Raw genomic sequence first — 18,760 nt, forward strand, 5'->3', positions numbered from 1 at the left:
CGCCGCTGGATCCGGACGTCTTCACTATGAGGGCGACGTTTTCACGCGGGGTGCAGGCCGCTCTCGACAGCGAGTTTGAGGGTAGTCGATATGGGATTCCGAGGGGTTGGGAACGTGGGTGAAGTTTCCAAAATGCGGCGCGCACTGGCGACATCGCGGCTGGCGGCAGGGTTATTGGGGTCGACAATGCTTGGCCTTGGCGTTGTGGTTGTCGCCTCTTCAGCGCCGGCTCAAGCACAGCAGGTCGAAGGAAATATCGCCTTTCTGATCCCGTCTCAGCCATTGCCATCCGCCGTCGACGCGTTCAGCCGCGCAACCGGCTGGCAGATCGGCTACTCCTCAGCTGTCTCGCGCTCCACTGTAACGAAACCAGTGTCCGGCACGATGGCGCCGGCGCAAGCGCTTCAAGCGATGCTATCCGGCACGAATGTGCGCATCCGCATAACCGGCCCGCGAAGCGCCGCCCTGATTGACGCGGCTGAGCTGCAAGGCATGAACCTGCCGGCCGATGATGCAACCCTGCTGGCGCCTATCGTGCTGACAGCAACACGTGCCACGACTGAGGGCTCAGGCTCATACACCACGTCGGAGGCAACGATCGGAAAGGGCGAGCAGGAAATCCGCCGTATCCCGCAGGCGGTTTCGGTTGTAACCCGCAAGCAGATGGACGATCGAAACGTTGCGACCATCGAGGATGCGCTCGAAGATGCTCCGGGCATCTCGCTTTATGACAGCCCGATGGGTGCGCGATACATTTACTCGCGCGGCTCGCTGGTGGACACGACCCAATATGATGGCGTCGCCCGCACCACCTATTATTCTCAGGCCAACAGCTTCAGCGAGGACATGGCAGCGTTTGATCGCGTAGAGGTCCTGCGCGGTGCGGCCGGCCTGTTGCAGGGCGTAGGCAATCCCGGCGCGACAGTTAACATGGTCAGAAAACGGCCCCTCGACACACGGCAATTGTCCGTCACCCAAGATATCGGCTCGTATCAGAACTATCGCACCGAGTTGGATGCAACAGGCCCGCTCAATGACGATGGATCCGTGCGCGGACGGATCGTCGGATCATTCAATGACCGGGAATATTTCACGGATATCGGCAAGAGCCGCAACATCTTCCTTTACGGCATCCTCGAAGGCGATATCAGCGATGACACGACCGTCGCCTTCGGCGGCAGCTATAAGCACCGCACCTCGACACCTTGCTTCTACGGCCTCCCGCATTACAGCGATGGATCGGATATCGGGCTTCCGCGCGATACGTGCCTTGGCCAGACGTGGAACTTTTGGGACACCGACCAAATGTCGCTGTTCGCTGATGTAACACATGAAATCAACGATAACTGGAAGTGGAAGACATCTGTCGACTACTGGCACGAACAGCATGACGTAAAATACGAATTCTCTGACGGCGCCATCAATCCGATCACCCTGACCGGCTCGAACATGTATGCCGGCATTTTCGACATGGAGACATCAAACGTAGCCTTTGACAGCTACCTGGACGGCAAGGTCGATCTGTTCGGCCGTACCCATGAGGTTATCTTTGGGGCGAGTGCCAACCGCCTCGTCAGCAACAACGACTTCTCCATTGCAGCACTGGGCATTGCGCAGGACGTCTTCAATCCGATTTCGATCCCGGAAGTCGATAACAGCTACATCATCGCCAACCGCTACCGCGGCGGCAACACCCGCACGACAATCCAGCAGCAGGCACTTTACGGCATGACACGCCTGAGCGTGACCGATCCACTTACAGTCATTCTCGGTGGCCGCCTCAGCTGGTACAAGAACACACAGGATGATCGTGAGACCGGTCTGCAGTCCGCTGCGCCCTATCAGGAAAAGGGCGTGTTCACCCCTTATGCCGGCATCGTCTACGACCTCGACAATGATTGGTCGGTCTATGCCAGCTACACGGATATCTTCCAGCCGCAGAACTATGTAAACGCGGCAGGCCAAGTCCTAGACCCGATCCTTGGCGACAACTACGAAGTCGGTGTCAAGGGCAGCATCCTTGACGGTCGGGTCAACACGTCGGTTTCGCTCTTCCGCGGAACCACGGAAAATCGCCCGGTCTTTGATGAAGTCAATTACCCATGCGGTTCATCGCCCGATGGCGAATGCTATATCGCCGGCGGCAAGGTCCGAACCCAGGGGATTGAGCTCGAAGCGAGCGGCGAGCTGTTTTCTAATTTCCAGCTTGCTGCCTCCTATACCTACACGCACAAGAAAGTGCTGGAAGGCATCGACGACATCACGTTCCGTCCGACCTATACGCCCGATCATCTGGTCAAGCTCTGGGGTGAGTACAGCTTCACTGAGGATCTTGAAGGTCTGACCCTGGGTGGCGGCGTCCGCTTCCAGTCCGAGACGAGCCGGACCGTTGGAACTGCGAAGGTCACACAGGATCCTTATGCCGTCTTCAGTGCCCGTGTCGGATACAAGTTCACCGAAAACGTCCAGGCAGCCCTGAGCGTCGATAACCTGTTCGACAAGAAATACTACCAGACGATCGGCGCTCCCGGCTGGGGTAGCATGTATGGCGACCCGCGCACGGTCACGCTGAGCCTCAAAGCGAAGTTCTGAGGTGCAGTCATGCGGATAACGAGGTCCGCCGGCTTCGGCCGGCGCGCTTTCATGGGGGCAGTTTTGGGAGTGACCGTTTTATCCGGGCGGTCGGCTCACGCTGTGCAGTCTGACGATCCATTCCCGATCTCGATAGACCACGCATTCGGAACAACCATTATCCCGGCACGACCACAGCGCGTCGTCACGCTTGGCTGGGGTGGTGAGGATGCCCTACTGGCGCTTGGCATCAAGCCCGTTGCCATGCCGCGCTACGGGCAGTTTCCCGATGGCGTGCTGCCATGGGTCAGGGAAGCCATCGGCCCGGCTCGGCCCGCTTTGGTGAGCCAAGGACTGATCGACTACGAAGCCCTTCTTCTCCTCAAGCCGGATCTCATCCTGGCGGTCCGAACCAACATCAATGCCCAGGCGTGGCATCGGCTTCAACGGATTGCGCCAACTGTCGCCTTCCGCTCCGGTCCCTTGCAGGCGGACTGGAAGGAAATCACCGAGCTCGCGGGTGTAGCAAACGGGGTTTCCGAGCAGGCACGAGATTTGATCTACGCAACCGAGCAGCGCCTGTGCGATCTCAGCGACGTTAATCCGATCATTCGCGGCCGCAGTTTCGTTTTCGGAGACTATTTTCCCGGCAGCAATGCGCTTGGCTTCTATCTGCCGACGGATGGACGTGTGGCCTCACTGCTGGATCTCGGTCTTGCCGTGGCACCCGGTGTCGCGGACATTGCTGCCTCGACGAGCGAACGCATCGGGACCAGTATCAGCCTGGAACTGCTCGACATGATGGAGACCGATCTTCTCATCCTTTGGTTTCCCCCAGGCGCCCGACAGGAACTGGAAAATAACGAGCTTTTCCGAAGATACTCGCCGGTTGTGAGGGGCGGATATATTCCGCTCGATGATCCTCTATCCATGTGGGTGGCCTGCAATCCAAGCGTCTTGTCCATCCCCTACGGGTTTCCTCAATTCGTCGAACGGCTTGCGGATGCCGCGTCGCGCGCAGGAAGAAGAGAGCTATGAGCGTAGAGCCCATGCAGGCGACAGTCCTGTCGCGTGAATACCTCAGCCCCTCGATGATCAGGGTCAGGCTGGGTGGCGATGAGCTGCGGCATTTCGAAAGCTGTGGCAGCCCCGACGAGTTCATTTGGCTCTCGTTCCCCAAGCCGGATGGCACCACAAGCGGGCGGTATTATACCGTAAGGCTTTGGGAAGAGGACACGCGTTGCCTGACCGTCGATTTCGTCAAGCATGACGTTGGGATCGGCACCGATTGGGCTTGCAACGCCTCTGCCGGGGACCGGATCGACATCTATCTTCCGCGGTCGCGCTTCAGCCCGCCTGCAGAGGGCTCCATTCTCTTGCTCGGTGATTTCAGCGCTTTGCCGGCGATCGCCCGTATCATCGACGAGGTGTCGCCCGATCGAGCCATTGTGGCTCATATCGAAATTCCGACTTTGGATGATCGCCTGGACCTTCGCGCAGGGGAGAACATCACCATCTTTTGGCACGAGACGTTCGGACAGAGCGGCAGGACAACGAGCCTTACCGAGATAGCCGTAAATGCTCTTCCGCCAGAATGCCTGAGCTATGTCTGGATTGCCGGCGAGGCGAAGGCTGTTGCTGAATGTCGCAGGCATGTCCGTGACGCGTGGCGTGTCGCCAAGGATCGTATTACCGCTGTCGGTTACTGGGTAGAGGGGCAAGCTCGCGGATGAGGGAGTGTCAATCGCGTCCAGGCGACGCCTCGCCTATCACTCCCAAAATTCGCCTGGCCGGATGGTTGATGCTTGCCTTTCTGTCCATCGCAATGGTCGTCATCATCAGCCTTTCGCTCGGACCACGTTACATTCCGGTGGTGACCCTCATCGACATTTTTCGATCCGGGGACGGCAGTTCGACTGCGTCCTTCATCGTTCTCGATTCCCGCTTGCCTCGTACCTTGCTGGGATTGATCTGTGGCGCGGCGCTCGGTGTCGCCGGCGCACTGATGCAGGCGGTGACACGCAATCCTCTGGCAGACCCGGGGATACTCGGCGTTAATGCAGGGGCTGCTTTTTCCATGACGCTGGCGGCAGGCTTATTCGGTGTGCAGGCAATCGATGCCTATATCTGGGCGGCGTTCGCTGGTGCGGTCGTCGTTTCACTGCTTGTCTTTCTCCTTGCTGGAGGAAATAAGCCAGGCTCATCTGCGGCAGCATCTCCGATCCGTCTCGTGCTTGCAGGCGTCGCAGTTTCGGCGGTTCTGGCAGGTATCGGCTCGTCGATTACGCTGATCAATCCACAGGCCTTCGATGTGATGCGTGTGTGGGCAGTTGGTTCGCTTGCCGGTCGCGACATGCATGTCGTTGCAGCTATAGCGCCCTTCATCGCCGCCGGGCTTGCCGTCGCTCTTCTGGTTGCGCCATCGCTTAATGCGATCTCACTGGGTGAAGATCTGGCACGCTCCGTCGGTGCCAATATTGCACTCACCTATAGCCTTTCAGTCGTCGCAGTCACCCTGCTGGCCGGCGCAACGACGGCGGCGATCGGTCCGATTGGGTTTGTCGGCTTGATGGTACCGCACGCGGTCCGCTGGCTGGTCGGACCCGATCAGCGAAAGATCATTTTGCTCACACTGATTGCCGGCCCGGTTCTTCTTTTGGCCGCCGATGTCCTGGGCCGCCTGATCCTGCGACCCGGTGAGCTTGAAGCCGGTATCGTTTCGGCATTCGTCGGGGCGCCTGTCCTCATTCTTTTGGCACGCCGAAAACAGGCACGTGGCCTATGAATGACCATGAGAAGACAGTGGTCGAGTTCGGCCGATCGGTGCTGCGGTTACGCTGTCTGAGCGAGCGACTGTCTGTTCGCGTCGATGCAGCTAGGCTTGTGGTTGGCGCCGGCATCCTGCTGATGGCTGGGATTGTGACGATAACCTCATTGATGAGCGGCACATATCCTATTCCAGCCATTCAGGTGGTTCGGACACTTTTAGATACTGAAGATGAAACGCTGCGGATGATCGTGGTGGAATGGCGCCTGCCGCGGGTGGCACTCGCCTTCCTGCTGGGCTCCTGTCTTGGCATGAGCGGGGCGATCTTCCAGTCGCTGACCCGCAATCCGCTGGGTTCCCCCGACATTATCGGCTTCTCGGCCGGGTCCTATACCGGAGCGCTGATCGTCATCCTGCTCTTCTCCGGCGGATATTATGAGACGGCGGCGGGCGCATTGGTGGGTGGCATCGCCACCGCATCGTTGGTCTACCTTCTGGCCTGGCGCCAGGGTGTTCAAGGTTGTCGGCTGATCATCGTCGGAATTGGCGTTGCTGCCATGCTCGGCGCCTTCAATGCCTGGATGATCCGTGAAGCGGATCTGCAGGTCGCGATGTCGGCGGCGATCTGGGGGGCGGGCTCGCTCAATGGGCTTGGGGTTGAGCAACTGATCCCGGTCATGCTTGCGGTTGCCATTCTCGTGCCGGCAACACTTCTCTTTTCCCGGCCACTGCGTCAGCTCGAGATGGGTGATGACATGGCACGTGCGTCAGGCGTCGATGCGAACCGCTCACGGCTGGTCCTGATGGTGCTCGGCGTCGCGTTGACGGCGATCGTCACGGCCGCCGCCGGCCCGATCTCCTTCATCGCACTCGTCGCCCCCCAGATCGCCCGCCGTCTCACAAGATCCGCCGGCCCCACGCTCGGCACTTCAGGCCTTGCGGGCGGACTGCTGCTCCTGATCGCCGATTGGGCCGCGCAGCATGCGCTGGGTGTCCAGCTTCCGGTCGGTGTCATGACCGTCAGCATCGGCGGGCTCTATTTCCTGTTTCTTCTGTTACGCGAGGGTCGCAAATGACCGATATCGGTTTGCCAACTGACATTCGTGATCGGCTTCAGGCCGATACGCTGACGCTGCGCTATGACCAGCGGACGATCTCAAGCGATCTGTCGGTGTCGATCCCTGATGGCGCTTTTACCGTCATCGTCGGGCCGAATGCCTGTGGCAAGTCGACCTTGCTCAAGGCCCTGTCGCGCCTGATCCGCCCGTCCGATGGCCAGGTGATCCTCGATGGCCGCGATATCCATCTCATGGCAGCCAAGGACGTGGCCCGAAGCCTTGGCCTTCTGCCGCAAAGCGCGATTGCACCAGATGGGATCTCGGTCGCTGCTCTCGTTGCGCGCGGTCGCTATCCGCATCAGTCCTTCCTACGGCAATGGTCGAGCGCCGACGAGGCAGCCGTCGCGAACGCGATGGCCGCAACCGGTGTCACCGACTTCTCTGGCCGGCTTGTCGACGAACTCTCGGGTGGTCAGCGCCAAAGGGTTTGGGTAGCAATGGTTCTGGCGCAGGAAACGCCGATCCTGCTTCTCGACGAACCGACGACGTTCCTGGACATCGCCCATCAGATCGAACTTCTCGATCTTCTTGCCGATCTGAATGACGAAGGCCGCACGATCGTCGCGGTCCTGCATGACCTCAATCACGCCTGCCGCTACGCCTCGGATCTCATCGCGATGAAGGATGGCGCAATCGTCGCCCAAGGCAAGCCCACCGAAATCATCAGCACTGATCTGGTCGAAACCGTCTTCAATCTCTCCGCAATCGTCATATCGGACCCCGTGACCGGCAGTCCGATGATCGTGCCGAAAGGTCGCCGCTCCATTGAAGCCAAGAAGCATTGTGCGTCCACCGATGGTGGCAGTAACTTAATGGCTTAGGATTTACTGCATGACAGGTTGAGTGTTCGAAGTGGTTCAAAGCGGTAGTTCTTTGGAGGGCTGCCTTCCGACATGGCGCCGGTCGCCGTCCGCCTAACGCCGGCGATATGTTCTCAGAGCTTGGGCTGCGCTAGGTGATCACCATTGACGCGCTCATCATCCTCTCCCTTTCTTGCAGGCCAATCGGGGAGCTAAAAGTATCTATTCCTAGGTCTACCTTTTGAAGCGTTCGAATTTCGTGGCTCTCAAAACACGCCTAGGGTTGTGACACCTCGGTCACGTCGCTGATGCGTCATACGCGGTCATTTGAGCGTGTGCATTTCCCTTTATTTCCGCGTCAGCTATGAACCGAATGATCATTTAGCCAAAATGGGCCAAGACATAGATGACGGGGAACCGAGCCAGTCCTGCACAAGATGCCTTAGATCTCGCCGAGAAACTCCGGCAGGCGCTTGGAACGTTTGTCCGTGCAATCCGATCGCAAGCAGATACACCGACGACATCACAGTCCGAAACGCTCTCCCTTCTAGACAAGAATGGTCCTTTGAGCGTTGCGCAACTGGCAGGCCTCCGCAAAGTCAAGCACCAGAGCATGCGGCTTGTCGTGAGGCACCTGGAAGAGAATGAACTCGTTGACAAATTGCTTAATCCTGCGGACGGGCGCAGCCAGCTCTTGGTCATCAGCGCGAAGGGGAAGGATCAACTCTCCCAATCTAGGGAAGTCAGGACTGCGAAGATCGCGAGCCGGATCGAAGAGAGGCTGTCCGACCAGGAAAGGCAGACGCTTCAGGCTGCAATCGCCATTATCGAACGCCTCTCCTAGCCTTTAATATCATGCCTTTGCCAAAGCAGCCAGGACATTGGACAAGGTGTTGATTCCCCAATGCTCTGTATACCTACCGTCCTGAACGCGCACGATATCGATGACGCTGATGACGACATCCTTCCCTGTCGGCGCAACACTCATCAATGTGCCGGAATGAATGCCGCTGATGGTCTTACGTGTCGTTACCCTATCTCCTTCGGCGATCTGATCGTGGATTGTTACCTTCAAGTCCGACAATGCCGGGCGGAGAACGTTCTGGAATGTATTCCACATGCTTTGAGGGCCGTTCGGCATTCCCGATGGTGCGGCGTGATTGACGAAGTCCGGAGCCATCAAGGCTCGGAACTCATCTTCATTCCCGTTCTGAATTACCTCGAGGTTGAAGCGGCGAACCACTTCCTTGTTTTCGGAGGACATGAGAGTTCCTTTCCGTAGATATAGATCGCATATATACAGTTTAACTGTATATATGCGATCTAAGCCTTGTTGGGCTCTTTTGCAAGTGATGCGCAAATTGACGGTTTGATTTTCGCGACATCGCAGATTCTTGTCGCCTCGGTCATATGTCCGAAGCGCCAACTACGGCCACCGACAATGTGAATCCCATCTGAAATCGCGACGTCGGCACTAAACAGATCACCGCCGCTCAGGCTCTGGAGACAACGCCTTTTGTGTCACGCACTGGTGGCTGACCAAACAGCCGACCATACTCCCGCGTGAATTGAGGGACGCTTTCGTATCCGACCTTGAACGCAGCCTGAGTTGCTGATGCGCCTTCGGACATCATCAGTCTGCGGGCCTCGATGAGACGCAGATGTTTCTGGAACTGGAGTGGAGACAGCGAGGTGACATCCCGGAAGTATCGGTGGAAAGAGGATATTCCCATTCCGGAGATTGACGCCAAACGTTCGACCGTGATCGGTTCAGCAAATTCGTTGCGCAGGACAGCGACCGCGCGAGCAACGCGTTCGACGTGGCTTCCCCTCATTCCGAGGCGGCGGATTGCATCTCCATGCTTACCTGCCAGCAACCAGTAATGCATCTCGCGCATCAGTTGGTACTCAAGTACGGCGCGCGATGAGGGGCGTTCGAGCAGTCGCATCAGCCGCAACGCCGCGTCGGCGATTTCCGCATCCGTGGGGCCGACCTTAACCGCGGCCTGGTCACCCACCAGCACGACACGCATCTCCAAAGCGAGCTCTGCGATAATGGCCGGGTCGAGTTCCATGACCAAAGAGTAATAAGGCGAGGCGATACTGGCGCGGGTGATCTGGCTCACAGTTGGGACGTTGGCAGTAATCAAAAGCGTGTCTCCGGCCGCGAACGGATACTGTTGCGTCCCCATTGTCACCTGCTTCGCACCTTGCACAACGAGACAGACCAGCGGCCGCGATATGTCGTGAATGAGACCACTGGGCGCAGTTGCCCTGACAGTAGACAGCCCGGTTATAGCCGTCGGAGCAACCCCGGCAGGGTTGGCATTGGCGTCGGCATGCCGGCGGACGGTGTCAAAAAGTGTTTCCATGGTGCCACCATATGCTCGAACGGATATGCCCACCAGCCCTGCTGGAGGATTAGGCAAGACATTGCCAGCTTCTGGCAACAAACCTCGGGCGATCACGGCGATAAAGGGAGGAAGCCACACTGAAGTGGTCGCCAGGAAGGACATTATAATGACCAAGATTACTCTCATCACCGGCAGCAGCCGTGGTCTCGGACGCAACACCGCCCTTAGTGTTGCACGGGGCGGCGGTGACGTCGTCGCTACCTACCATAGCAGCTCGGACGATGCGGACGCGGTCGTCGCCGAGATCAAGGCCATGGGCCGCAAGGCGGTTGCTCTTCAGCTCGACGCTGGCAAGGTCTCCTCATTCGATGCGTTCGCCGGGAGATTGCGCGCTGCGCTTGGTGATATCTGGCAGCGCGATACCTTCGACGCTCTCGTCAACAACGCGGGCCACGGCGACTACGCGCTCATCAGCGACACCACTGAAGAGCAGTTCGATCGCCTGGTCGACGTGCATTTCAAGGGCGTCTTCTTCCTGACGCAGAAGCTGCTGCCTCTGTTGGCCGACGGTGGTCGCATCGTCAACCTGTCCTCCGGTCTGACGCGTGTTTCGGCTCCCGGCTGGTCGGCCTATTCGGCCGTAAAAGGTGCAATCGAAATTCTTAGCATCTACATGGCCAAGGAACTCGGCAGCCGCGGCATTGCGGTTAACACCGTCGCTCCCGGTGCTATCGAAACCGATTTCTTTGGCGGCGCCGTGCGTGATACGCCCGACTTCAACAAGTTCTTTGCGGACATGACGGCCCTTGGTCGTGTCGGCGTTGCCGATGATATCGGCCCGATGATCGCCAGCCTTCTCAAGGAAGACAATCGCTGGATCAATGCCCAGCGCATCGAAGTGTCGGGCGGCCAGGGTATCTGATAGCCAAGTCTTCATCGGGCCAATGCAACTAGGTTACCGGGCCCGATGTTTATCATTACGAGCAGCAAAGGCGCCTCTCGATGCCGAAAATGATGATCCATACTCCGGCGGGAATATTCGCCGCATTGTCCCGCGAACAGCTTGTCACGGCGCTGACAGATCTGGCACTGGAATGCGAGAACCTGCCAAAAACACCGTTCGTGCGAAGCACTGTGTGGATATACTTCAACGAGTATCCTGCGGACTCGGTATACATGGCTGGAAAGCCAGCTACCGCGAAAATCATCAGTCTCGTAATCTATGCCTTAGAAGGCGGACTGGACGAGCCGAATAAAAGGAGGCTGATCGCCGGCGCAACCGCTCTGCTCGGCCGCCACGCTGGTTTGGAAGGTCGTATTCCCGCCTATGTCGTTATCAGAGAAGTACCCGAGACCAATTGGGGCATCTTTGGTGAACAAGGAAACCTGGAGGCATTGCGTAATATGGCCTCCGATCTGTCGCCGCTTTAACAGTCGCTCTGATAGGGACGGTCGCGTAGAGGCTCCCTCTGTCCGGGCTGGAGCTCTAACGAGGTGCCCCACTGGTCAGTCGCTTCCGCATTGATCGCTTATAGTTGCGAGCTGTTTGGAAGAGCGCTTCGGTAGACGCCAATTGATGATGAAACAGTGGCATGAAGAGGATCGCGAGTGGCGTTCACTCCTGACAATTTCTGGCAAATAATCGAGCTATACGGTCATCGAGTGCGCGCCATTTAGATCCATGTTTACAAGAAGGTTAAGATTATGATTGAATTGTCTCCCGCTGCTCTCGAAGCATTTTTTAGCGATGCGGACGAGGCTCCCATCTTGATGTTGAACCTCATCAAGTTCGAACCCGATGGCGGACGGGAACGTTATCTCCGATACCATCAGATGGCGAAGCCGGTTCTGGCTCGATATGATGTCAAGATCATCTTCGGCGGTGAAGGCCTGCCGATACTCACGGCCGGTCCGGCACCAGGCTGGGATGCCATTGTGCTGGTTCGTTACCCGAACCGATCGGCCTTCAAGGCTATGGTCTCTGATCCAGAATATCAGGTGGCGTTCCAGGTCGGCGCATCAGCGATTGCGGATATCGCGCTGCAACCCACGCACTATATGAACGACATACTCTGAACCGGGTGTGTGTCGGGATTGGCTCCAGGTGAAGTGACTGTCGTGTTCATAACGGCCAATCCCGAAATGCTGGAGGATCACGTTCAGAAGGCTCTCGGTGTCATCTTGAAACCGCTGGAATTGATAAAGGTGATCAACTACGCAATCGACTGCCGGTGCGGTAAAGAGGCGATACGCTATCAGCATTGGTGATGTGGATGACGGTCTTGCCGTGGCGGATGGTCAAGGCCTTCGCGACATCCTGATGCGCCTCGATTCGGACGCTCTCTCTCTGTCGTTTAGGCGTAAGAGACCAACACAGCGCCTGCTAGGCCTGCGCCTGGTGGCCTTGGGCGAAGATTTCAGATCTCTTCACAAACCTGGAATTATCGTTTGTTGAGCGCGGTGTTATGTCTTCGAACTCCGGTGAAGACTGAGCCTCGGGGACGGCATTGGAAGCATTCAAATGCTGGGCTACAATATCGTGGTTCAACCATTGGACCGGGCCTTGCGGCGATGAGGATGCGCCGAAGATCAGTTGCCCGGTTGCTTCAACGACAAGCGTGCTCAGAACGTCGCTGATCAGGAACTTGCCGTCGCGGTGCATCGCTGCGATTTCGTTGGAGGTTCCGATCGTGAGGTCAGCCTGGGCCTGGCTATTGGGCATTGGCCATTTGGCGAAGTCGTAGAATGGCACCATCACATCACTTGCCTGGAGGTTTCCAATTTTGGCTACGACATCTTCCAACGTGAAGCTATCGGACAATAGCTCCTCACAAGCCCGCCATTGCTCGTCTGCCCACTGACCGCCGTTCTCCTTCCTGAGTGCAAGAAGCAAGGGAATGAGCGGCAGCTCGATTCCAGTGAACACGTCCGACGAATTCGTTCGAATTTCGGGGCAGTTATAGACGGTTGCCTTCACGCCACGGGCCCATGCATCCTCGGCAATCCCTTCGAGACGGATCTTTGCATAGCCTTGTGTGTAGTTCGTGTAGGTCTGCCAGCGGTATTCGCCGTCGATCAGAATGCTCGTGCCGTGGTAACCGTACGCGGTATAGCGGACCTGCCCACCTGAAGCTTCGATACGCCCACGGATTGCGGAGCTGGCTTCGATGAGGTGGCGAAACGTATTTGCGGAAACCTCGTCGAAATTCCGCAGGATCAACTTCCCCATGTCGCTGTCGATCAGCGACTGCGATGACATATGGCGCGCGCCTGTTCCTTTATAGATCCGGTTTGCGACAACGAGGAAAACTTTAGCTTTGGGGATGCCCCCGGCCATCGTGTGGGCGAAGAAAACGTTGCTGCCGTCTGGTATCATTCCATCGATCACCGTCATCACCTGCGCCAGGGCATCGGTAAAACGTGCAGTGGCGACGGCCTGGCACTTCTCGATGTGAGCCCAATCAAGCTTTGAGCGCTCCCAGCTATCGAGTGCGAGGTCGGCCAGAAGGTCTGTCGGCGTTGAAAAACCCTCGGGTGCATCGAGATCGAAGCCCGCCATCAGAGGAATGTTGATGATTGTGCCGCCCAGCCGCTGTTCCGCTTCCAAAAGCTCCTGCTCGGTCAGGGCTCTCAGATCATTGTTCTCGTCTCTACGTCCGACTGTGATACCAACAATGCGCATGCCGGCTCTTCGAGCCTGATCGACGAGTCCGGTCGCATAGCCGCGGCCAAAAAGCTCGCCGAAGAGCACGAAGACATCGCCGCCTCGAAACAACGTGTTCTCGGAAAGGGTTTCCACAGGGATCGGTTTTTTCATCGCATGAATTCTTCAAACAGGTGGGTCGTCGAGGCAGCGCAGCGACGGTCGTTGAAGTCTACTTGGACAATGGCGACGTCAAGTGGAAGTCATTTAACGTAACGACGCATCGTGAAACGTGAAGGGAGGCAACCTGCGGTCTAGTCGCGGTTATGTTGTTCCGCGCCATTCTACGAGCGAATTGGATGCCCAGTGACTGGCATGTTGCGTTCAGTTACGTGGCGGAGACAGCGCAAATAGCGTCAGTCGCTTCTCCCGTATTATGGGTTGAAGCGGTCCTCGCGAGGACGGAAAATTTGACCCGAGAGCGAGGTTTCAAACTCGGCGACGATCGACTTGATCAGTTTTCCCGTGATCCTGTCCTTCTGCCAGAGTGCCGTCATCTCAACGGGGGACGGATCCCAGTCCGGCAGCACCCGTGCAAGCCTTCCCGCCGCCATTTCTGCATCGATCATGAAGTTCGGCAGGTTGGCGATACCAAGGCCGGCAAGAACGGCATCAATCAGGATCGTCTGTCGGTTCGCCGCGAATCCGATCTTCGGATGCGCTTTCGCCGTTTTTCCCTCCCGGTTCCGCAGATCCCATTCTACCAGATCGCGGCGGATAGAGACGGCAGGCACATTCACGAGGTCCTCCGGCACCCGGATATCCGCATGCATCGCCAAGAAAGCGGGACTGGCGACCAAGGTTCTCGGCAGACTGGCGATCTTCTTGGACATGAGGCCGGAGTCCGCAAGAGATCCCATCCTGACGACGAGGTCATATCCCTCCTCAATCAGTGATACTCGGCGGTCGGCCAGTGTCATGTCGATGACGACATCGGGGAAACGTGCCTTAAAGCTGATCAAGGCGGGGGCGAGTATCTCGGTTGCCATGTCAGGCGGCAGTGACATCTTCACAGTGCCAGACAGCGCAACTTTCTCGTCCTGAACCTCGGCGACGGCCTCTTCGGCGAGCATGAATGCGTCGTGGCTCCGGTCGAAGAGTTGCTGTCCATGTTCGGTCAGAACAACACCCTTCTTGGTCCGGCGAACGAGCCGGACGTTCAGTTTGTCTTCCAGAGCGGAGAGCCGTCGCGACAGTGTCGCCTTGGAAATACCGGTGGCGCGCTCGGCTGCGGCGAGGCCTCCCGCCTGGGCGACGCGAATAAAAAGAGCGAGTCCGTCGAAGTCATCGAATGTTTTCATGTTTCATAAATGGAACATGAAGTTGGCATTTTTCAAGTCTGCCAGACCGTGCGTTTCAGGAATATCTTCTGTTTCAAGCAATCACGCTTAACAATTTCCTGGAGATCACGTCATGTCCAAGCTCTTCACCGCCGAAAATTCAGCTCTTCTGCTTATCGACCATCAGGTCGGCACGATGCAGCTCATCAAGAACATCGATGTCGCACAGGCCAAGCGCATGTCGCTGGCACTGGCCAAGGCCGCAAGCATTCTCGGTATCCCGACCATTCTGACATCGAGCCAGGAAGATCGTCTGCAGGGGCCTCTTCTGCCCGAACTCCAGGAAATTCTTCCGGTAGAATTCGAGAAACGGGTCAAGCGCGAAGGCATCGTCAACGCCTGGACGGATACCAACTTCAAGGCCGCTGTCGAAGCCACTGGTCGCAAGAACCTCATCATGGCTGGTGTCACCACGGATGTGTGCCTCGTGTTCCCGGCGATCGATGCCGTCGGCGAAGGCTACAACGTGCGGGCCGTCATGGATGCTTCCGGTTCGCCGTATGAGCTCTCGGAAGACATGTCACGCCGCCGCATGCAGGACGCAGGCGTGATCCTGACCGCCACCAACACCATGATCGCGGAACTCGCGCAGAACTGGGGCTCCGAAAACGGTCAAAAGCTGATCCAGCTCCTGTTCACGGAAGTGCTTCCGCCAATCGGCAACTAACCAAAATGCGCCCGCTGCAAATAAGGAGAAACGAAATGAACATCAGGGTACCTTCGATCACCGGAACCGGGGTCGTGCCGCCTGAAACCCATCAGCAGCGGGCGCATGGTCCCTTCCAGCTCCGCCGCATCCGTCCGGGCATCACGCTTGGACAGTCAGGTGATCCCGGCTTCGGCGGACTCGGCACCATCGATCACGCCAAGCTTCAGCCTGGCCTTGTCGTGCGGATGCACGAGCATCGCAACGACGAGATCATCAGCTACATGCGCGCCGGCCAGATGCGCCACACGGACTCCGCCGGGCACAGCGAGGTCCTCTCGTCCGGGCGGCTGATGGTAATGAATGCAGGCCATGGCTTCTCGCACGAGGAAGAAGTCGTCGGCCGCGATCAGATCGAGATGCTTCAGATCTTCGTCCGGCCTCAGCTTTCGGAGATGACACCGGAAGTCCAGTTCGTGGAATTGGAAGAGGCGGAACGGAACGGCAAATGGCGGCTTCTAACGGGCCCTGCCGGATCTGAGGCACCGACGTTCGTTCGCCAGCAGGTCTATCTCTACGATGCACATCTTGCCGCCGGAGAGACGATCGACCTTCCATCACGTGATGGGTTCGATCGGTGGTTCTACGTCTTCGACGGTGTTGTGTCGGCTGACGAGATGCATGTCGCCAAATACACCGCGCTCATGGTCGGTGGCGGCCAGGAGAACGCCAGGATCACGGCATTGACGGATGCCGATGTGGTGACCTTCCTCGTCGATAGGACCGCTCAGTATTCCCGCGACGGCACCATGAGCGGCTGAATGCACAGGAATGATTGCTCCAGTTATGCAGCAGTCATTCCCATTTCCGAAGGCTTTATAACGTCCTCGCATCACCCGATCTTCATTAGCATTGCGAGGAGGTTCACCTCGATCGTGCGCGCCGGAGCCCTTCGGCGGCGATCAGATGCACGGCTTGCACGCGCCGGATCGGCTAGATCCTGCCGCGATCTATTCGATAACAAATCAAAGAGGAGACATTCCATGCCCTACACCGATCACACCAACGCCACACTGGCTGACCTGATTTCCCTGAAAGGACGCACGGCCGTTGTGACCGGCGGAGCCGCAGGCATCGGTCGGGCGATCTCCAAGCGTCTTGCCGAGGCAGGGGCCGACCTTGTGATCGGCGATCTGGACGAAGCCAAGGCGAGCGAGACTGCTGCCGAGCTTTCGATTTTTGGCGGCACGCACGTCGGCGCAAAGCTCAATGTCGGCGACCATGCGTCAATCACCGCACTCGCAGATCTCGCCGTGGGCAAGACGGGTCGACTGAACATCTGGGTCAATAGCGCCGGAATCTACCCGTCGAATCCCGTACTTCAGATCCCGGACGACGAATGGGACCGCGTCTTCGATATCAACGTCCGCGGCACATTCAACGGTGCACGCGAGGCAGCTCTGCGCATGGAAGACAACAAGGGTGTGATCGTCAATATCGTGTCGACCGCCGCCTTCAACTCCAGCAACGGTGCCAACCCGGCCCATTATGTTGCTTCCAAGCACGCTGTCGCAGGCCTGACGAAGAGCCTTGCAGTCGAGCTGGGACCAAGAGGGTTGCGTGCCGTTGCCGTTGCACCGACTCTGACAGAAACGCCTGGTGTCGCCACCAAGCGAATCGATCCCGCCGCCGCTGAAGCTTTGGTGAAATACGGTCAGTCGCTTCCGCTCGGTCGACTTGGCCAGCCGGACGATATCGCGCGGGCGGTTCTGTTCGCCGCTTCGGATTTCGCCGGGTTCGTGACGGGGAGCATCATTGCCGCGGACGGCGGTGACCTGGCGCGATAACGGTCGTCTCAGTCTTCTATGGACCCCGTCTGCTTAAGCGTCAGACGGGGTCGTCTGTTTCAGGCGCGCTTTCAGGAAGTCGGTGAAGCGCTACATCTTGGTGGGTCGGAGAAGAGTCTCCGTGTTGCCTTCCATATGGCGCTGATCCGGCTTGAGAGTATCGAGTTCGGGATGCCGAGGAACTCGGACGTACATTGAGAACCACTCAATCGCGCGACCTCGATGAACAGGTCCGTGTTGTTCAGAACTCCAGAAATCACCCCGTCGGGTTTGTTACCCCGCTCGAAGTCGGCTCGATCGCGTTGACTACGGCGCTCTCTTTTTGTGTGATCAGGCGGGCGCTCTGCTGTCCTGAGAGATGTGTCCAAAGCCAGCTCCACGCGACCGCAAAGCGTGATCGCGTCCCAATTAGGAAATAGACATGGGCGAGGCCCCAGACCCACCACGCTAACGACCCCTTCAACTTGAAGCGACCGAAATCAATCACTGCGGAACGCTTGCCTATGGTGGCGAGATTGCCCTGATGACGGTATTTAAATGGGGCGGGCGCGGACTTGTTCGCCAACCTTGCGCGGATAACCTGGGCGACGTATGCGCCCTGCTGTTTTGCCGCGGGAGCCACCCCAGGTACGGGTTTGCCGTTCGCCTGTATAACCGATGCGGTGTCGCCGATTACGAACACGTCCGGATCCACGGAAACCGAAAGGTCGCCGCTGACGATTGCTCGCCCCGCGCGGTCCGCTTCGATCCCCAGCCACTTCGCTGCCGCTGATGCTTGGACACCTGCTGCCCAAATAACCGTTCGGGAGGCGATAAACTCGCTGCCGATTGTCAGCCCTTCCTTGCTGATTGCGGTGACCGGCGTGCCAACCCTGACCTCCACTCCAAGCTCCTCGAGAGTGGCCTTGGTATAGGCTGACAGATCGTCGGTGAAAGCAGGCAGGACCCTTGGTCCCGCTTCGACAAGCAGCACACGTGAACGGGATGTATCCACGTTGCGGAAGTCCTTGGGCATGGTTCGCTTTGCGAGTTCCGCGATCATTCCGGCCAATTCGACGCCCGTTGGCCCGGCTCCGATAATGGCAAAGGTCAGGAGAGCGTCCCGCTCGGCATCGTCCTGGGCCATCTCCGCGCGTTCCAGTGCTACTAGACCGCGTCGTCGTATCGTCGTCGCGTCTTCCAGGGTCTTGAGACCCGGAGCGGCGTCTTCCCAGTCATCGCGACCGAAATAGGCATGTCGGGCACCGGTGGCTAGCACAAGGGTGTCATAGTGCAGTTTGGTGCCTGACCGGAGCATGACGGACTTTTCGGAACGATCCACGCCGATGACCTCGTCAAGGAGGGTCGTGACGTCCTTACGGTTACGGAAAAGCCGGCGGATAGGCCAGGCGATGTCCGATGTCGCAAGTACAGTCGTCGCAACTTGGTATAAGAGCGGCTGGAAAAGGTGATGATTACGCTTGTCCACCAGTGTGATCCTGGTTTTCGCGCCTTTGAGTTTATGGACGAGCTGGAGTCCGGCAAAGCCACCGCCGACGACTACGATCTTATGTTCCGCCATTATGTCTTCCAGGTTGTTTGTTAAAGACTGCGCCGAGCGGGCGGGACCGCGGC

Annotated in this window: 18 protein-coding genes; 13 read left to right on the forward strand and 5 right to left on the reverse strand. The window is 58.0% G+C overall.

The features are described from left to right. Window positions 1-114: 114 nt before the first annotated feature. The 7 genes from GGE33_RS23410 to GGE33_RS23440 all read left to right on the forward strand — a co-directional run bounded on the left by GGE33_RS23410 (window position 115) and on the right by GGE33_RS23440 (window position 8,100). Entirely contained in the window at window positions 115-2,592 is a 2,478-nt protein-coding gene (locus GGE33_RS23410; RefSeq protein WP_183828686.1) for a TonB-dependent siderophore receptor, read from the forward strand. Between the two features lie 102 nt (window positions 2,593-2,694). Continuing rightward, window positions 2,695-3,609: an ABC transporter substrate-binding protein gene (locus tag GGE33_RS23415; RefSeq protein WP_183828690.1), complete on the forward strand. Its 915-nt coding sequence runs from the start codon at window positions 2,695-2,697 to the stop codon at window positions 3,607-3,609. Further along, window positions 3,606-4,304 (forward strand): siderophore-interacting protein, encoded by a 699-nt coding sequence (locus GGE33_RS23420; protein WP_183828693.1) that lies wholly within the window; start codon window positions 3,606-3,608, stop codon window positions 4,302-4,304. Before GGE33_RS23415 ends, GGE33_RS23420 begins: the two co-directional genes overlap by 4 nt. A 68-nt stretch (window positions 4,305-4,372) precedes the next feature. Then, a complete protein-coding gene (locus tag GGE33_RS23425) occupies window positions 4,373-5,356 on the forward strand; it encodes a FecCD family ABC transporter permease (protein ID WP_246436429.1) in 984 nt (327 codons plus the stop codon). Continuing rightward, entirely contained in the window at window positions 5,353-6,414 is a 1,062-nt protein-coding gene (locus GGE33_RS23430) for a FecCD family ABC transporter permease (RefSeq protein ID WP_183828700.1), read from the forward strand. Before GGE33_RS23425 ends, GGE33_RS23430 begins: the two co-directional genes overlap by 4 nt. Then, window positions 6,411-7,277, forward strand: coding sequence for an ABC transporter ATP-binding protein (locus GGE33_RS23435; RefSeq protein ID WP_210303874.1), 867 nt, complete (start codon window positions 6,411-6,413; stop codon window positions 7,275-7,277). Before GGE33_RS23430 ends, GGE33_RS23435 begins: the two co-directional genes overlap by 4 nt. 385 nt (window positions 7,278-7,662) lie before the next feature. Continuing rightward, complete coding sequence (locus tag GGE33_RS23440; protein WP_183828703.1) at window positions 7,663-8,100, forward strand: MarR family winged helix-turn-helix transcriptional regulator; 438 nt, start codon at window positions 7,663-7,665, stop codon at window positions 8,098-8,100. Window positions 8,101-8,109: 9 nt separating this feature from the next. Here the strand turns inward: GGE33_RS23440 and GGE33_RS23445 are convergent, their stop codons facing one another. Continuing rightward, on the reverse strand, window positions 8,110-8,520 hold the full coding sequence (locus tag GGE33_RS23445) for an ester cyclase (protein WP_183828706.1): 411 nt from the start codon (window positions 8,518-8,520) through the stop codon (window positions 8,110-8,112). Window positions 8,521-8,749: 229 nt separating this feature from the next. Continuing rightward, complete coding sequence (locus tag GGE33_RS23450) at window positions 8,750-9,628, reverse strand: AraC family transcriptional regulator (protein ID WP_183829125.1); 879 nt, start codon at window positions 9,626-9,628, stop codon at window positions 8,750-8,752. Window positions 9,629-9,776: 148 nt separating this feature from the next. On the opposite strand from GGE33_RS23450, the gene GGE33_RS23455 reads away from it, so the two are divergent. The 3 genes from GGE33_RS23455 to GGE33_RS23465 all read left to right on the forward strand — a co-directional run bounded on the left by GGE33_RS23455 (window position 9,777) and on the right by GGE33_RS23465 (window position 11,686). After that, window positions 9,777-10,532: an SDR family NAD(P)-dependent oxidoreductase gene (locus GGE33_RS23455; protein ID WP_183828709.1), complete on the forward strand. Its 756-nt coding sequence runs from the start codon at window positions 9,777-9,779 to the stop codon at window positions 10,530-10,532. Between the two features lie 80 nt (window positions 10,533-10,612). Continuing rightward, entirely contained in the window at window positions 10,613-11,041 is a 429-nt protein-coding gene (locus GGE33_RS23460) for a tautomerase family protein (RefSeq protein ID WP_183828713.1), read from the forward strand. Between the two features lie 273 nt (window positions 11,042-11,314). Then, on the forward strand, window positions 11,315-11,686 hold the full coding sequence (locus tag GGE33_RS23465; RefSeq protein WP_183828716.1) for a DUF1330 domain-containing protein: 372 nt from the start codon (window positions 11,315-11,317) through the stop codon (window positions 11,684-11,686). Between the two features lie 307 nt (window positions 11,687-11,993). Here the strand turns inward: GGE33_RS23465 and GGE33_RS23470 are convergent, their stop codons facing one another. Both GGE33_RS23470 and GGE33_RS23475 read right to left on the reverse strand, forming a co-directional pair. Then, entirely contained in the window at window positions 11,994-13,427 is a 1,434-nt protein-coding gene (locus tag GGE33_RS23470) for an enoyl ACP reductase FabMG family protein (protein WP_246436430.1), read from the reverse strand. 260 nt (window positions 13,428-13,687) lie between these two features. Beyond that, window positions 13,688-14,614, reverse strand: a complete 927-nt coding sequence (locus tag GGE33_RS23475) for a LysR family transcriptional regulator (RefSeq protein ID WP_183828719.1) — start codon at window positions 14,612-14,614, stop codon at window positions 13,688-13,690. A gap of 112 nt (window positions 14,615-14,726) precedes the next feature. Here GGE33_RS23475 and GGE33_RS23480 point away from each other — a divergent pair, with 112 nt between their 5' ends. The 3 genes from GGE33_RS23480 (at window position 14,727) to GGE33_RS23490 (ending at window position 17,146) form a co-directional block, all read left to right on the forward strand. Beyond that, window positions 14,727-15,320 carry an isochorismatase family protein gene (locus GGE33_RS23480; protein ID WP_183828722.1) on the forward strand — a complete coding sequence of 198 codons (594 nt, stop codon included), beginning with the start codon at window positions 14,727-14,729 and terminating at the stop codon, window positions 15,318-15,320. 35 nt (window positions 15,321-15,355) lie between these two features. Next, window positions 15,356-16,120: a pirin family protein gene (locus GGE33_RS23485; RefSeq protein ID WP_183828725.1), complete on the forward strand. Its 765-nt coding sequence runs from the start codon at window positions 15,356-15,358 to the stop codon at window positions 16,118-16,120. A 222-nt stretch (window positions 16,121-16,342) separates the two neighbouring features. Next, window positions 16,343-17,146 carry an SDR family NAD(P)-dependent oxidoreductase gene (locus GGE33_RS23490; RefSeq protein ID WP_183828729.1) on the forward strand — a complete coding sequence of 268 codons (804 nt, stop codon included), beginning with the start codon at window positions 16,343-16,345 and terminating at the stop codon, window positions 17,144-17,146. A 256-nt stretch (window positions 17,147-17,402) separates the two neighbouring features. On the opposite strand, the gene GGE33_RS23495 is transcribed toward GGE33_RS23490, so the two are convergent. Next, a complete protein-coding gene (locus GGE33_RS23495) occupies window positions 17,403-18,707 on the reverse strand; it encodes an NAD(P)/FAD-dependent oxidoreductase (protein WP_183828732.1) in 1,305 nt (434 codons plus the stop codon). Window positions 18,708-18,760: the final 53 nt, after the last annotated feature.

The organism is Aliirhizobium cellulosilyticum (genome assembly GCF_014198105.1).
In the GTDB taxonomy this organism is placed as follows: Bacteria; Pseudomonadota; Alphaproteobacteria; order Rhizobiales; family Rhizobiaceae; genus Neorhizobium; species Neorhizobium cellulosilyticum.

What these genes read in the sequence shown, in the direction of transcription:
- GGE33_RS23420 (WP_183828693.1), top strand. Translation starts at nt 3,606, where the DNA reads ATGAGCGTAGAGCCCATGCAGGCGACAGTCCTGTCGCGTGAATACCTC.
- GGE33_RS23425 (WP_246436429.1), top strand. Translation starts at nt 4,373, where the DNA reads ATGCTTGCCTTTCTGTCCATCGCAATGGTCGTCATCATCAGCCTTTCG.
- GGE33_RS23430 (WP_183828700.1), top strand. Translation starts at nt 5,353, where the DNA reads ATGAATGACCATGAGAAGACAGTGGTCGAGTTCGGCCGATCGGTGCTG.
- GGE33_RS23435 (WP_210303874.1), top strand. Translation starts at nt 6,411, where the DNA reads ATGACCGATATCGGTTTGCCAACTGACATTCGTGATCGGCTTCAGGCC.
- GGE33_RS23440 (WP_183828703.1), top strand. Translation starts at nt 7,663, where the DNA reads ATGACGGGGAACCGAGCCAGTCCTGCACAAGATGCCTTAGATCTCGCC.
- GGE33_RS23445 (WP_183828706.1), bottom strand. Translation starts at nt 8,520, where the DNA reads ATGTCCTCCGAAAACAAGGAAGTGGTTCGCCGCTTCAACCTCGAGGTA.
- GGE33_RS23450 (WP_183829125.1), bottom strand. Translation starts at nt 9,628, where the DNA reads ATGGAAACACTTTTTGACACCGTCCGCCGGCATGCCGACGCCAATGCC.
- GGE33_RS23455 (WP_183828709.1), top strand. Translation starts at nt 9,777, where the DNA reads ATGACCAAGATTACTCTCATCACCGGCAGCAGCCGTGGTCTCGGACGC.
- GGE33_RS23460 (WP_183828713.1), top strand. Translation starts at nt 10,613, where the DNA reads ATGCCGAAAATGATGATCCATACTCCGGCGGGAATATTCGCCGCATTG.
- GGE33_RS23465 (WP_183828716.1), top strand. Translation starts at nt 11,315, where the DNA reads ATGATTGAATTGTCTCCCGCTGCTCTCGAAGCATTTTTTAGCGATGCG.
- GGE33_RS23470 (WP_246436430.1), bottom strand. Translation starts at nt 13,427, where the DNA reads ATGAAAAAACCGATCCCTGTGGAAACCCTTTCCGAGAACACGTTGTTT.
- GGE33_RS23475 (WP_183828719.1), bottom strand. Translation starts at nt 14,614, where the DNA reads ATGAAAACATTCGATGACTTCGACGGACTCGCTCTTTTTATTCGCGTC.
- GGE33_RS23480 (WP_183828722.1), top strand. Translation starts at nt 14,727, where the DNA reads ATGTCCAAGCTCTTCACCGCCGAAAATTCAGCTCTTCTGCTTATCGAC.
- GGE33_RS23485 (WP_183828725.1), top strand. Translation starts at nt 15,356, where the DNA reads ATGAACATCAGGGTACCTTCGATCACCGGAACCGGGGTCGTGCCGCCT.
- GGE33_RS23490 (WP_183828729.1), top strand. Translation starts at nt 16,343, where the DNA reads ATGCCCTACACCGATCACACCAACGCCACACTGGCTGACCTGATTTCC.
- GGE33_RS23495 (WP_183828732.1), bottom strand. Translation starts at nt 18,707, where the DNA reads ATGGCGGAACATAAGATCGTAGTCGTCGGCGGTGGCTTTGCCGGACTC.